We start from the raw sequence: 14031 nt of genomic DNA, 5'->3' as shown, positions 1-14031 counted from the left end.
CCATGTATCGTTACGATGAATTCGACGAGCGTTTCGTCCGGGAGCGTGTGGCCCAGTTCACCGACCAGGTGACGCGCCGTCTCGACGGCTCGCTGACCGAGGACGAGTTCAAGCCACTCCGGCTCAAGAACGGCGTCTATCTTCAGCTCCATGCCTATATGCTGCGGATCGCCGTGCCCTATGGCACGCTGAATTCGCGGCAATTGCGCCAGCTCGCGTTGATCGGCGAGCGCTATGACCGCGGCTACGGCCATTTCACCACGCGGCAGAACCTGCAGTTCAACTGGCCGAAGCTGCGCGACGTGCCGGCCATCCTCGGCCTGCTCGCCGATGTCGAGATGCATTGCATCCAGACCTCCGGCAACTGCATTCGCAATGTCACCGCCGATCATTTCGCCGGCGTCGCGCAGGACGAGATCGAAGACCCGCGCCCGACGGCCGAATTGATCCGGCAATGGTCCTCGGCCCATCCCGAGTTCAGCTACCTGCCGCGCAAGTTCAAGATCGCGGTGACCGGCGCCGAGGCTGACCGCGCCGTGATCAAGGCGCATGATATCGGCCTGCGCCTGCGCCGCCATCCCGACACGCACGAGACCTGCTACGAGATCAGCGTCGGCGGCGGGCTCGGCCGCACGCCGATGATCGGCAAGGTGGTGCGCGACTACCTGCCGAAGAAGGACCTGCTCGCCTATCTCGAGGCGATCATGCGGGTCTATAATCTCGAGGGCCGGCGCGACAACAAGTACAAGGCCCGCGTCAAGATCCTCGTCCACGAGATCGGCGCCGAGGAATTCACCCGCCGCGTCGAGGCCGAGTTCGCCTTGCTCGACGGCCCCTCGATCAATGCCGACCCGGAAGAAGTCGCGCGCATCGCGGCCTATTTCGCGCCGCCGCGCTACGAGCTGCTGCCGGAAGTCAGCAACACGCTGGAAGCGGCGAAGGCGAGCAACCCGGCCTTCGCCCGCTGGGTCGAGGTCAACACGGTCCCGCACAAGGCGCCGGGCTATACCGCCCTGACGATCTCGCTGAAGCCGGCCGGACAGGCGCCGGGCGACGCGACCAGCGAACAGATGCGCCGCGTCGCCGATCTCGCCGAGCGCTATTCCTTCGATGAGCTGCGCGTCACCCATGCCCAGAACCTCGTCCTGCCGCATGTGCGCCAGCGCGACCTCTTCGCGATCTGGCAAGCGCTCGGCGAGGCGGGCTTGGCCACGGCCAATGTCGGACTCGTCACCGACATCATCTCCTGCCCCGGCCTCGACTATTGCGCACTGGCGACGGCGCGCTCGATCCCGATCGCACAGGCTATCCAGCAGCGTTTCGCCGATGATGCCCGCCAGCGCGAGATCGGCCCGCTCGGCATCAAGATCTCCGGCTGCATCAATGCCTGCGGCCACCACCATGTCGGCCATATCGGCATTCTCGGCCTGGAGAAGCGCGGCATCGAATCCTACCAGATCACGCTCGGCGGCGACGCCACCGAGAACGCCGCGATCGGCGAGATTCTGGGCCCTGGCCTCGCCGCCGAAGAGGTGCCGGACGCGATCGAGCGGATCGTCTCCGTCTATCTCGCCGCGCGCAGCGAGGGCGAGAGCTTCATCGACAATGTCCGCCGCATCGGCCTCGGACCGTTCAAGGCCGCCTTCCAGGAGACCGCCCGTGCCGCTGCTTGACCGGAACGGAAGCGCCGAGGACCGTTGGACTCGCAGCGAGGGCGCGGCAATCGGCAACATCCCGGCGGCGCTCGTGCCCTGGGAGCTGCTCGTCGAGGCGCTCGACACGCAGGAGCCCGAGCAGGTGGTCGGCGTGCTGATCCCCAACAACGTGCCCTTCGCCGAGCTTGCGCCCTTCCTGCCGCGGCTGGCGCTCGTCGCCATCGCCTTCCCGGCCTATGCGGACGGGCGCGGCTTCAGCCTCGCCCGTCAGATCCGGCGCGCCGGCTTCGCAGGGGAGATTCGCGCCAGCGGCCCGCTGATCGCCGACCAGTTCGCCTATGCCCTCTCCTGCGGTTTCGACACGATCGAATTGCCGGAGGCGAACGCGGCCCGCCAGCCGGTGCCGCAATGGCTGCACGCCAAGGATTCGTTCAGCGCCACCTACCAGCGCGGCTATGGCGAGAGCGGCCGCAACGTCCTCGACCAGCGCCGGGCGGCGAGAGCCGCCGCGCCCATCGCAGCGGAGTGAGGCATGACGATCTCGACCGCAACACATGGCCCGATCGAACGCCGGCAGGCTGTTACCGGCTTCGACGAGAACCGCCCGGACGCCGAGTTCGAGGCGCTGCTGCCCCGCCCGGCTGCGGGCGAGGCACGCGGGCGCTGGTTCGATCTTTGCTTTCGCCTTATCATCCTGGCACTGGCCGCGCTGTGGCTCTTGACGCCACCGGCGGTCAACGAGCGCATCGCGGCAGACGAGAAGGCCGTAGCGACGACCCGATGACCGAAAGACAGCCCGAATCCACCGCGGCCCGCATCGAGCCGCTGGCGACGCTGCCGCTCTTCCACAAGCTGGTCGGGCGCAAGGTCGTGCTCGCGGGCGGAACCGAGGGCGCGCTGTGGAAGGCGGAGCTGCTGGCAGCGACCGGGGCCGAGCTCCACGTCTTCGCCGATGGCGAAGCGGAGCTGTTCGCCGGGCTGGCGCAGGGCGAAATCGGCCAGCGCGTGCATGTGCACGGACGGGCCTGGCAGGCCGACGACCTCGTCGACGCCGCGATCGCCGTCGCGGATATCGACGATGCCGATGCAGTCCACGCCTTCGTGGCAGCGGCGCGGCAGGCGGGCGTGCCGGTCAATATCGTCGACAAGCCCGAGCATTGCGATTTCGCCTTCGGCGCGCTGGTCAACCGCTCGCCCCTGATCGTGGCCGTCTCCACGGATGGCGCGGCTCCCGTCTTCGGACAGGCGATCCGCACCAAGATCGAAGCGCTGCTGCCGGCCGGCTTGAAGAACTGGGCGCAGGCTGCGGCCGATTGGCGCCCGGCTGTCCAGGCCCGCGAACTGCCCTTCGCGCTGCGCCGGAGCTTCTGGGAGCTCTTCGCCGGTAAGGCGATGGCCGAGCCGGAGCGCACGCCGAACCTCGACGACGAGGCGGAGCTTTTCGCGAAGCTCTCCAAGATCGAGGCCGCCCATGACGGCAAGGGCCGCGTCACGCTGGTCGGCGCCGGCCCGGGCGACCCGGAGCTGCTGACGCTAAAGGCGATCCGCGCCCTGCAGAGCGCCGACATCATCCTCTATGACGACCTCGTCTCGCCCGGCGTGCTCGAACTGGCCCGGCGCGAAGCCAAGCGCATGCTCGTCGGCAAGACCGGCTATGGCCCCTCGGTGAAGCAGGGCGACATCAACGCGCTGATCGTGTCGCTGGCCGCCCAAGGTAAGCATGTCGTGCGGCTGAAGGGCGGCGACCCCGGCATCTTCGGCCGTGCCGGCGAGGAGATCGAGGCCTGCCACGCGGCCGGCGTGCCCGTAGCGCTCGTGCCCGGCATCTCGGCGGCGCAGGGCGCTGCGGCCTCGCTCGGCCTGTCGCTGACCCATCGCGACCATGCGCGGCGCCTGCAATTCGTCACCGGCCATTCGCGCAAGGGCGAACTGCCCGAGGATCTCGACTGGCGCGCGATGGCGGATCCGGCGGCCTCGACCGTGATCTATATGGCGCGCGCCACCCTGCCCGGCTTCCGCGAGCGCGCCATCGCCGCCGGCCTCGATCCGCAGACCCCGGCCGTCGCTGTGCTGGCCGCCACGCGCCCCGACGAGCTGCGGATCGCCGCGACCATCGCGGAGCTGCCGGAACGGCTCGGCGAATTGCCGGCGAGCGGCCCCGTTCTCGTCCTGCTCGGCCATGCCTTCGGCCCGGCCCTGTCTGCCGCGAATCCGGCGGAAGACCGCCGCCGGGCCTGACCATGGCCCGGCCTCGTCGCCGGGTGGAACGTCATCGCCGGAGATGCGTTTTCTCCTCCGGCGCCCGAATTTGGAAGGCGCCCATTGCGTTAGGTCATTGAGAAAAGACCGATAATTCAGTACGTTTCGTTTGTTATTAAGAACGGATCGATGCCTCATCCGAGCCTCGCCGTGAACCAACGGAGCCCTGACATGACGCGACCCGTTTACAGCCGCCTCCTCCGGGCCGGACTCGTCCTGGGAGCCTTCACGCTCTGCTTCGGCGTCGTCGCCGGGGCCCGCGCCCAGACCGAGCTTCTCAACGTTTCCTACGATCCGACCCGCGAACTCTATCGCGAGATCAATGCGGCCTTCATCGCCGAGTGGAACGCGAAGAACCCCGACAAGAAGATTTCGACGATCCGCCAGTCGCATGGCGGCTCCGGCGCGCAGGCCCGCACCGTGATCGACGGGCTCAATGCCGATGTCGTGACGCTGGCGCTGGCCGGCGATATCGATGCCGTGGCCGAGCGCTCGAAGAAGCTGCCGCTCGACTGGCAGAAGCGCCTGCCGCACAATTCCTCGCCCTATACCTCGACGATCGTCTTCCTCGTCCGCAAGGGCAATCCCAAGGCGATCAAGGACTGGGGCGACCTCGTGAAGCCAGGCGTCCAGATCATCACACCGAACCCGAAGACCTCAGGCGGCGCGCGCTGGAACTATCTCGCCGCCTGGGCCTATGCCGAGAAGGCCTTCAACAAGGACGAGGCGAAGGTGCGCGACTATATCGCCAAGCTCCTCGCCAATGTCCCGGTGCTCGACACCGGCGCGCGCGGCGCGACCACGACCTTCACTCAGCGCGGCATCGGCGACGTCTTCCTGTCCTGGGAGAACGAGGCCTTCCTGGCGCTCAAGGAATTCGGCGCCGACAAATTCGATATCGTCGTGCCGAGCCTCTCGATCCTGGCCGAGCCGCCGGTCGCGTTGGTCGACGCCAATGTCGACGCCAAGAAGACCCGCGAGCAGGCGCAGGCCTATCTCGACTTCCTCTACACGCCGAAGGGCCAGGCGATCATCGCCCGGAACTTCTACCGCCCGCGCAATCCGGAAGCGGCCGACAGCAAGGATGTCGCCAACTTCCCGAAAGTCGAGCTGGTGACGATCGACGACGTGTTCGGTGGCTGGAAGAAGGCGCAGCCGACCCATTTCGGCGATGGCGGCACCTTCGACCAGCTCTACAAGCCGGCCCGCTGAGGACTGCCTATGACGGCGGCGACGACGACCTTCCGCTGGCGTGAGCCGAGCATCCTGCCCGGCTTCGGCCTGGCGTTCGGCATCACCGTGACGGCGTTGTCGCTGATCGTGCTGATCCCGCTGGCGGCGCTGTTCCTCAAGGCCGCCAGCGCCGGCCCCGCCGATATCTGGGCGGTGGCGACCTCGCCGCGCACTTTGGCGGCATTGAAGCTCTCCTTCACCGCCGCGCTGTTCGCCGCACTGGTCAATGCCGTCTTCGGCCTGATCCTGGCCTGGGTGCTGGTGCGCTACGACTTTCCCGGCCGGCGCCTGATCGATGCGGCCGTCGACCTGCCCTTCGCCCTGCCGACCGCGGTCGCCGGCATCTCGCTCGCGGCGATCTATGCGCCGAATGGCTGGGTCGGCTCGCTGCTGGCGCCGCTCGCCTTCAAGCTCACCATCCCCTTCACCGATCTCTCCTTCGGTTTCGACGGCAAGGTCGCCTATACGCCTGTTGGAGTGATGGTCGCGCTGATCTTCATCGGCTTGCCCTTCGTCGTGCGCACCGTGCAGCCGGTGCTGGAGGAGCTGCAGAGCGATGTCGAGGAGGCCGCGGCGCTGCTCGGCGCCAGCCGCGCCCGGACGATCTTCCGCGTGATCCTGCCGCCGGTCCTGCCGGCGCTGATGACCGGCTTCGTGCTCGCCTTCGCACGCGCCGTCGGCGAGTACGGCTCGGTGATCTTCATCGCCGGCAACGTACCGATGATCTCGGAGATCGCGCCGCTGCTGATCGTGATCCGGCTCGAGCAATTCGATTATGCCGGCGCCGCCGTGGTCGCGACGATGATGCTGCTGATCTCCTTTGCCCTGATCCTCGCCGGCAACCTGATCCAGGCCCGCGCGCGCCGGAGGTTCGGCGATGTCTGACGCCACCTTGCCTTCCGTCTCCGCAGCGGCGCCAGCACGCAAGCCCGGCTGGGCGCGCGGCGAGAGCCCCGTCGTGCAGGTCGTGCTGATCGCGGTTTCACTTGCCTTCCTGCTGCTTTTCCTGCTGCTGCCGCTGGTCACGGTCTTCATCGAGGCTGCCGCCAAGGGCTGGGAGGCCTATCGCGCCGCGATCACCGAGCCCGATGCGCTGGCAGCGATCCGTTTGACCTTGCTGGTCGCTGCGATCGCGGTGCCGTTCAACATTATCGTCGGCATCGCCGCCGCCTGGGCCGTCGCCAAGTTCGAATTCCGCGGCAAGAACCTGCTGATCAGCCTGATCGACCTGCCCTTCTCGGTCTCGCCGGTGATCTCGGGTCTCGTCTTCGTGCTGCTCTTCGGTGCGCAGGGCTATTTCGGGCCGTGGCTCCAGGCCAACGACCTGAAGATCGTCTTCGCCTTGCCCGGCCTGATCCTCGCCACCGTCTTCGTGACTTTCCCCTTCGTGGCGCGCGAATTGATCCCGCATATGCAGTCGCTCGGCTCGGCCGACGAGGAAGCGGCGCTGACGCTCGGCGCCTCGCCCTGGCGGGTGTTCTTCTCGGTGACGCTGCCGAACGTGAAATGGAGCCTGTTCTACGGCGTCCTGCTCTGCAACGCCCGCGCGATGGGCGAGTTCGGCGCGGTTGCCGTGGTCTCGGGCAAGATCCGCGGCCTGACCAACACCATGCCGTTGCATATCGAGATCCTCTACAACGAGTACATGGGCGCCGCGGCCTTCGCGGTGGCCTCGCTGCTGGCAGGGCTGGCGCTGGTCACGCTCGTGCTGAAGACCTTGCTGGAATGGCACTACGGCGATGTCATCGCCGCCAGCCGCCGTCACTGACCCACAGACGAAGGATTTCTCGCCATGTCGGTCGCCGTCACCATCGAGACCATCGAAAAGCGCTTCGATAACTTCCCGGCGCTGCGCGGCGTCTCGCTCGATATTCAGCCGGGCGAGCTGGTCGCGCTGCTCGGCCCCTCCGGCTCGGGCAAGACCACGCTGCTGCGTCTGATCGCCGGACTGGAAGAGGCCGATCGCGGCCGCGTCCTGTTCGGCGAGACCGATACGCGTAATCTCTCGCTGCGCGACCGCCGCATCGGCTTCGTCTTCCAGCAATACGCGTTGTTCAAGACGATGAACGTCGCCGAGAATATCGGCTTCGGCTTGAAGTCCCGGCCGCGGCACGAGCGCCCGAGCAACGACGAGATTCGCAAGCGCGTCAGTGATTTGCTTGAACTGGTTCAGTTGCCGGGGCTGGAAAAGCGCTATCCGAGCCAGCTCTCCGGCGGCCAGCGTCAGCGCGTCGCCCTGGCGCGTGCGCTCGCCATCGAGCCGCGCGTGCTGCTGCTCGACGAGCCCTTCGGCGCGCTCGACGCCAAGGTCCGCAAGGACCTCCGCGCCTGGCTGCGCGAATTGCATGGCCGCACGGGCCACACCACCGTCTTCGTCACTCACGATCAGGAAGAGGCCCTGGAGCTGGCCGACCGGGTCGCCATCCTCAACGAGGGCCGCATCGAGCAGGTCGGTTCGGCCGACGATGTCTACGATCACCCGGCAACGCCTTTCATCTGCGAATTCCTCGGCGAGGTGAACAAGCTGCCGGTCAAGGTCGTCGGCAGCCAGGCCTTCTTCGGCGACCGGCCGGTGCTGGGCGGATTATCGCAGAACCAGGGCGGCCCGGCCTCGCTCTATGTCCGGCCGCAGCATCTGCGCATCGTCGACGAGACGCCGCTCGCGCTGCCCGGCACGGTCGAGCACCTGCGCCGCAACGGCCCGATCCGCAGAGCGGAAGTGGCGGTCGAGGGGCTGAAGAAGCGGCTCGAGGTCGATCTCGCCAGCCAGGTCGCCCCGGCGATCGGCGAGCGGATCAGGCTGCGCATCGCCCATGGTAACCTGTTCGCCGCCGCCTGATCCCGAAAATTCGCGCATCGCAGCCTGCGAAAACCGGATTCCCCTTTCCGGCCCGATGCCATAGCCTCCCCGGCGAATCCGGCAGCCGCATCGGCGCCGGTCCTCGATCCGGACAGGAGATCGCGATGAAAGCACGCGCGAAATGGGTTGATGGCATGGCCTTCATGGGCGAGTCCGGCAGCGGGCACGCCATGATCATGGATGGCGCGCCAGAATATGGCGGGCGCAATCTTGGCATCCGGCCGATGGAGATGCTGCTGATCGGGCTCGCCGGCTGCACGGCTTTCGACGTCGTCGGGATGATCAAGAAGGGCCGCGAGAACATCACCGGCTGCGAGGTCGATGTCGAGGCCGAGCGCGCCACGACCGACCCCAAGGTCTTCACCAAGATCCACCTCGCCTACCGCATCACCGGCAAGGGCCTCTCTCATGCCAAGGCGGAGCGGGCCGTCACATTGTCGAAGGAAAAATACTGTTCGGCTTCGATCATGCTCGGGGCGACCGCCGAGATGAGCTACAGCCTCGAAGTGATCGACGAGCTACAGAAGGAGGCTGCTGAATGAGCCAGGCTGAATTCGCCGGATTGATCACGCCGGAGGCGCTCGCCCCGCGCCTGGGCGACGAAAACCTCGTCATCATCGATATCCGCACCGCCGCAGACGGTGCGAAAGCCGCCTTCGAGGCCGGGCATATCCCCGGCGCGGTCCATTCCGACTATGCCGCCGACGGCTGGCGGGCGAAGATCGGCAATGCGCCGGGCATGCTGCCGCCGCTCGACCATCTCGCCACGCTCGCTGGTCGGCTCGGCATCAAGCCGCATGACGACGTCGTCATTGTTCCGGCCGGCACTGCCGCGACCGATTTCGCGGCAGCGGCACGGGTCTACTGGACGCTGAAATTCATCGGCCATGGCCAGCAGGCCATCCTCGATGGCGGCTTCAAGGCCTGGGCGGCCGATCCGAAGCGCCCGGTCGCGACCGGCGCGTCAGTGCCGAAGAGCGCCGCTCCCTATCCGGTCGTGGCGCAGCAGGGCCTGCGCAGCACCGCGGATTCGACCCTCGTCGCCTCCCGGAGCAAACAGGCGAGCCTCGTCGATGCCCGTGGCCCCAGCTATTTCGAAGGCCGCGAGAAATCGGCGGAAGCCGCGCGTGCCGGCCATATCCCCGGCGCGATCCAGCGCGACTATGCCGGCGCCTTCGAGCCCGGCAGCGGCAAGCTGAAAGCGGCCAGTGAGCTGGAGCAACTCTTCGCGGCCGTGCCGCAGGGGCCGGTCGTCTCCTACTGCAATACCGGCCATTCGGCGGCGGCGAACTGGTTCGTGCTGTCCGAGGTTCTGGGTCGCGACGAGGTCGCGCTCTACGACGGCTCGATGACCGACTGGACGCAGGACCCGGACCGCCCGGTCGCGACCGGCAAGGCGGCCTGATCGCGCTTTCGATTGCAAATCAGCTTGAAAAGGTTCAAAGGAAGCGCCGATCGCGTGCTGTGACGCGCGGCGCTTCCTGACATTCTGAACCGAGCCATCAGCCGATGAACGCCGTCGCGCCGAAAATCTCCTTCGTTTCGCTGGGCTGCCCCAAGGCGCTCGTCGATTCCGAACGGATCATCACCTCGCTGCGCTCCGAGGGCTACGAGCTCTCGAAGAGCCATGCCGGCGCCGACCTCGTCATCGTCAACACCTGCGGCTTCCTCGATTCCGCCAAGGCGGAGTCGCTTGAGGCGATCGGCTCGGCCATGGCCGAGAACGGCAAGGTCATCGTTACCGGCTGCATGGGCGCCGAGCCCGAGCAGATCCGCGACGTCTTCCCGAACGTGCTCGCGATCACCGGCCCGCAAGCCTATGAAAGCGTCGTCTCGGCCGTGCACCAGGCGGTGCCGCCGAAGCACGACCCCTTCGTCGATCTCGTGCCCGATCAGGGCGTGAAGCTGACGCCGCGGCACTACGCCTATCTCAAGATTTCAGAGGGCTGCAACAATCGCTGCACCTTCTGCATCATCCCGAAGCTGCGCGGCGACCTCGTCTCGCGGCCGATCGGCGACGTGCTGCGCGAGGCCGAGAAGCTGGCCAGGGCCGGCGTCAAGGAACTGCTGGTGATCTCGCAGGACACCAGCGCCTACGGGCTCGACATCAAGTACGCCCCGTCGATGTTCAAGGATCGCGAAATCCGCACCCGCTTCTTCGAACTCGCCCGCGAGCTCGGCCAGATGGGGATGTGGGTGCGCCTGCACTATGTCTATCCCTACCCGCATGTCGACGAGGTCATCCCGCTGATGCAGGAAGGGCTCGTGCTGCCCTATCTCGACATCCCCTTCCAGCATGCCTCGCCGAACGTCCTCAAGGCGATGAAGCGCCCGGCCCATCAGGACCGCACGCTGGACCGCATCCGGAAATGGCGCGAGATCTGCCCGGACCTCGCCATCCGCTCGACCTTCATCGTCGGCTTCCCCGGCGAGACCGAGGAGGACATGGACATCCTCGTCGACTGGCTGAAGGAAGCGAAGCTGGAGCGCGTCGGCGCCTTCAAATACGAGCCGGTGAAGGGCGCGCCCGCCAACGACCTCGGCCTCGACCTTATCCCCGAGGAGATCAAGGAAGCGCGCTGGCACCGCTTCATGAAGGCGCAGGCCGAGATTTCCGCCCGCATCGTCAAGGGCCGTGTCGGCAAGCGCATCCCGGTGATCATCGACGAAGCCGGCCCGACAGTTGCCAAGGGCCGCTCGAAATGGGACGCGCCAGAGATCGACGGCAATGTCTATGTCGCGAGCCGCAGACCCTTGCGGGCGGGCGACATCGTCACCGTGAAGATCGAACGCGCCGACGCCTACGACCTGCACGGCATCGCCGTCTGAATCACCCAGATCTAGCAGGGAACCACGCCGTCATCCCGGACAAGCTGCCCAGCAGCGCCGATCCGGGATCCATCGTAGAGCGCCGAGCCCTCCGATGGATCCCGGCGCTCCGCTTCGCTGCGGCCGGGATGACGGCGTGTTTCCCCGCGAAATGGGATACCCGAGCGTTCCTCAGTTGAAGGTGCAGAGCCGGCGGATGGTGCGGCCGTTACGGTCGCGCGCCGTGCCGAGGCTACTGCAGGCGTCGCTCGCCATCACGGTCGCCGCCTGTTCGACCTGCCGGGGCGCCTCGCTGCAGATGCCGGCGGTGCAGCCGCTCTCGGCATAGCGCAGGCGCACCGGGCCGGGGACGCGCACGCGGCCCTTCTCGGCGCCTTCCAGGATCGCATCGGTATGGGTTGCGGTCGATCCACCGATTCCCCGGCTCTGCTGGGCCAGCGCGACGCCCGAAAGGGCGATGACGGCGAAGAGGAAAGCGGCGATCTGAAACTTGGACGACATGAGCGTCGGGGTCCTGAATGGTCGCCAGCATGCGCTGGCACCGATTCGTCGCGGCTCCTCGTGTCCGGGTTCATGATCTCATAAAAAATGCGCCCGGATGGCCGGACGCATCGTTCTTGCTGGCGAGATGCGCGGGCTCGACCCGGGAATCTCGGGAACCAGTACCCTCTCGTCATGAGATGCTCGGGGTGAGCCCGAGCATGACGGCGCTGCTCAGGGAATCAGCACCGTCGAGCCCGTCGTCCCGCGCGATTCCAGCAGCCGGTGGGCGTCGGCCGCGTCCTTCAGCGGGAAGGTCGCGTTGACCGGCACCTTGACCTTGCCGCTGGTCACGGCCCCGAACAGGTTCTGCGCCATCGCGATCATGGTCTCGCGCTTGGCCGTATGGGTGTTGAGCGTAGGCCGCGTGACATAGAGCGAGCCCTTGGCGGCGAGGATGCCGAGATTGAAGGCTTCCACCGCGCCCGACGCGTTGCCGAAGCTCGCCAGCAGGCCGAAGGGCTTCAGCGTGTCCAGGGACTTCATGAAGGTGTCCTTGCCGACGCCGTCATAGACCACGTCGCAGAGCGCGCCGCCGGTGATCTCCTTCACCCGTGCCGCGAAATCCTCCTCGCGGTAGTTGATGACATGGTCGGCGCCATGCGCCTTGGCGAGCTCCGCCTTCTCCTTCGAGCCGACAGTGCCGATCACGGTGGCGCCCAGCGCCTTGCCCCATCGGCAGAGGATGAGGCCGGTCGCACCGGCCGCGGCGTGGACCAGGATCGTATCGCCCGGCTTCACCTTGTAGGTCCGGTGCAGCAGGTACTCGGCCGTCAGCCCCTTCAGGAGCATGCTGGCGGCGGCTTCGTAGGAGATGCCCTCCGGCAGCGCCACAACCGAAGCCGCCGGCACGATCCGCTCCTCGGCATAGGCGCCGAGGCCCGCGACCACCGCGACGCGGTCGCCCGGTTTGAACTCGGTGACATTGGGGCCGACGGCGAGCACGTCGCCGGCGCTCTCGTTGCCCAGCGTGAAGGGCAGCTGCGGCGCCGGGTAGAGGCCCGAGCGGAAATAGGTATCGATGAAATTCAGGCCGATCGCCCGGTTGCGGATCAGGATTTCGCCGGGACCCGGCTGCGGCAGGGTGACGTCCTCGAACTGCAGGACCTCGGGGCCGCCGGTCTTGTGGGCGCGAATGGCTTTGACCATGAAAGGCATCTCCTACGGGATGGATGCCCCGACCATAGTTCATCGGGCCGGAAAGGCATCCGTGCCCAACGCAGAACGCACCTTGCGACTTTGCGGCCCGTGGCCAAGACGCCGCGCATCGGCTAGCCAAGAACGATGAGCATGGACATTGCCGATCAGGTCGATATCGCCATCGTGGGCGCCGGCGCCGTGGGCTTGGCGGCAGCGCACGCGCTGAGCCGCGAGGGGCGCAGCGTCGCCCTGCTCAGCCCGGTTGCGACGCCGCGCGACGGCCGCACCGTGGCCCTGCTCGACGGCTCCTGGCGGATGCTGGCCGATCTCGGCGTGCAGGACGCCTTGCTGGAGAAGGCCGCGCCGCTCGAAGTGATGCGCCTCGTCGACGACAGCGGCAGCCTGTTCCGCCAGCCGCCGGTCGAGTTCCGCGCCTCCGAGATCGGGCTGGAGGCTTTCGGCTGGAATATCGAGAATGCCGACCTGACCGCGATCCTGGCAGACAAGGCCGCGGAGATGCCGGGCCTGCGCATGATCCCCGGCTTCGTCCGCGCGATCGAAGCGGAAGAGGACGGCGTGCGTCTGTCCGGCGAGGGCTTCGCGCCGCTGAAGGCCCGGCTCGTCGTCGGTGCCGACGGACGCAATTCGCAGGTGCGCGCGGCGGCGGGCATCGACAGCCGCGACTGGCGCTACCCGCAGGTCGCGCTGACCGCGATCTTCGAGCACCGCCGCGACCATCAGGAAACCTCGACGGAATTCCACACGCGCAAGGGCCCCTGCACGATCGTGCCCTTGCCCGGCCGCCGCTCCTCGCTGGTCTGGCTCGTCGATCCGGAGGAGGCTCCGGCGCTGACCGCACTCGACGATGCCGCCTTCGCCCTGCGGGTCGAACGACAGGTGCAGTCGCTGCTCGGCGCGATGACCGTGTCGGGGCCGCGCGGCAAGGTGCCGATGGGCGGTCTTTCGGTCGATCGCTTCGGCGCCGGGCGCATGGCGCTGATCGGCGAGGCCGCGCATGTCTTCCCGCCGATCGGCGCGCAAGGGCTCAATCTCGGGCTGCGCGATGTCGCGGCGCTGAGCGAGGCACTGGCGGGAGCCATGGACGCCGGTGCGGCGAGCGTGATTGCTGGTTACGACAGCGCACGGCAGGCCGATGTCCGCTTGCGCACGGGCGCGGTCGATGTGCTCAACCGCACGCTGCTGACCGACCTGCTGCCGGCCGACCTGATGCGCGGCGCCGGCCTGCTGGCGCTGTCGCGGATCGGCCCGCTGCGGCGTCTGATCATGCGGCAGGGCTTGGCCGGCGGCGCTGCGCGATAGGCGCTGGTCAGCACCTGATCACGACTGCGTCGAGCGATTGTCATTCCGGGGCGCACCGCAGGTGCGAACCCGGAACCCACGACCGGGTGAGATATTCGACGTCGGGTTGCGAACCGCTCGCCCAGTCGTGGGTTCCGGGTTCTTCGCTCTGCGAAGCCCCGGAATTGTCTGTTTGAGTTTTGGTATTGTTGTGTG

Annotated in this window: 14 protein-coding genes; 12 read left to right on the top strand and 2 right to left on the bottom strand. The window is 67.3% G+C overall.

Annotated features, from left to right (window positions below; translation table 11 throughout):
• Positions 1–2 precede the first annotated feature (2 nt).
• The 11 genes from WFK61_RS23780 to rimO all read left to right on the top strand — a co-directional run bounded on the left by WFK61_RS23780 (position 3) and on the right by rimO (position 10836).
• Positions 3–1673, top strand: coding sequence for a nitrite/sulfite reductase (locus tag WFK61_RS23780; protein WP_336814536.1), 1671 nt, complete (start codon positions 3–5; stop codon positions 1671–1673).
• On the top strand, positions 1660–2184 hold the full coding sequence (locus WFK61_RS23775) for a DUF934 domain-containing protein (protein WP_336814535.1): 525 nt from the start codon (positions 1660–1662) through the stop codon (positions 2182–2184). The genes WFK61_RS23780 and WFK61_RS23775 overlap by 14 nt, the downstream gene beginning before the upstream one ends.
• A 3-nt stretch (positions 2185–2187) precedes the next feature.
• On the top strand, positions 2188–2439 hold the full coding sequence (locus WFK61_RS23770) for a hypothetical protein (protein WP_336814534.1): 252 nt from the start codon (positions 2188–2190) through the stop codon (positions 2437–2439).
• Complete coding sequence (cysG, locus tag WFK61_RS23765; protein ID WP_336814533.1) at positions 2436–3893, top strand: siroheme synthase CysG; 1458 nt, start codon at positions 2436–2438, stop codon at positions 3891–3893. Before WFK61_RS23770 ends, cysG begins: the two co-directional genes overlap by 4 nt.
• A 192-nt stretch (positions 3894–4085) precedes the next feature.
• Positions 4086–5126, top strand: coding sequence for a sulfate ABC transporter substrate-binding protein (locus WFK61_RS23760; RefSeq protein WP_336814532.1), 1041 nt, complete (start codon positions 4086–4088; stop codon positions 5124–5126).
• A gap of 9 nt (positions 5127–5135) precedes the next feature.
• Positions 5136–6032, top strand: a complete 897-nt coding sequence (gene cysT, locus WFK61_RS23755; protein ID WP_336814531.1) for a sulfate ABC transporter permease subunit CysT — start codon at positions 5136–5138, stop codon at positions 6030–6032.
• Positions 6025–6915, top strand: a complete 891-nt coding sequence (gene cysW / locus WFK61_RS23750; protein ID WP_336814530.1) for a sulfate ABC transporter permease subunit CysW — start codon at positions 6025–6027, stop codon at positions 6913–6915. Before cysT ends, cysW begins: the two co-directional genes overlap by 8 nt.
• A gap of 24 nt (positions 6916–6939) precedes the next feature.
• On the top strand, positions 6940–7986 hold the full coding sequence (locus WFK61_RS23745) for a sulfate/molybdate ABC transporter ATP-binding protein (RefSeq protein ID WP_336814529.1): 1047 nt from the start codon (positions 6940–6942) through the stop codon (positions 7984–7986).
• A 125-nt stretch (positions 7987–8111) separates the two neighbouring features.
• Entirely contained in the window at positions 8112–8549 is a 438-nt protein-coding gene (locus WFK61_RS23740; RefSeq protein WP_257732945.1) for an OsmC family protein, read from the top strand.
• On the top strand, positions 8546–9412 hold the full coding sequence (locus WFK61_RS23735) for a sulfurtransferase (protein ID WP_336814528.1): 867 nt from the start codon (positions 8546–8548) through the stop codon (positions 9410–9412). Before WFK61_RS23740 ends, WFK61_RS23735 begins: the two co-directional genes overlap by 4 nt.
• 104 nt (positions 9413–9516) lie before the next feature.
• Complete coding sequence (gene rimO, locus WFK61_RS23730) at positions 9517–10836, top strand: 30S ribosomal protein S12 methylthiotransferase RimO (protein ID WP_336814527.1); 1320 nt, start codon at positions 9517–9519, stop codon at positions 10834–10836.
• Between the two features lie 171 nt (positions 10837–11007).
• Here the strand turns inward: rimO and WFK61_RS23725 are convergent, their stop codons facing one another.
• Positions 11008–11337: a hypothetical protein gene (locus WFK61_RS23725; RefSeq protein WP_336814526.1), complete on the bottom strand. Its 330-nt coding sequence runs from the start codon at positions 11335–11337 to the stop codon at positions 11008–11010.
• A 213-nt stretch (positions 11338–11550) separates the two neighbouring features.
• Positions 11551–12525, bottom strand: a complete 975-nt coding sequence (locus tag WFK61_RS23720) for a quinone oxidoreductase family protein (protein WP_336814525.1) — start codon at positions 12523–12525, stop codon at positions 11551–11553.
• A 135-nt stretch (positions 12526–12660) separates the two neighbouring features.
• On the opposite strand from WFK61_RS23720, the gene WFK61_RS23715 reads away from it, so the two are divergent.
• On the top strand, positions 12661–13836 hold the full coding sequence (locus WFK61_RS23715; RefSeq protein WP_442896364.1) for a UbiH/UbiF family hydroxylase: 1176 nt from the start codon (positions 12661–12663) through the stop codon (positions 13834–13836).
• Positions 13837–14031: the final 195 nt, after the last annotated feature.

The sequence above is a fragment of the Allobosea sp. MMO-172 genome (genome assembly GCF_037147855.1).
GTDB lineage: Bacteria > Pseudomonadota > Alphaproteobacteria > Rhizobiales > Beijerinckiaceae > Allobosea.
Note: the sequence above shows the minus strand (reverse complement) of the source record. Positions and strands in the feature narration are given on the sequence as shown.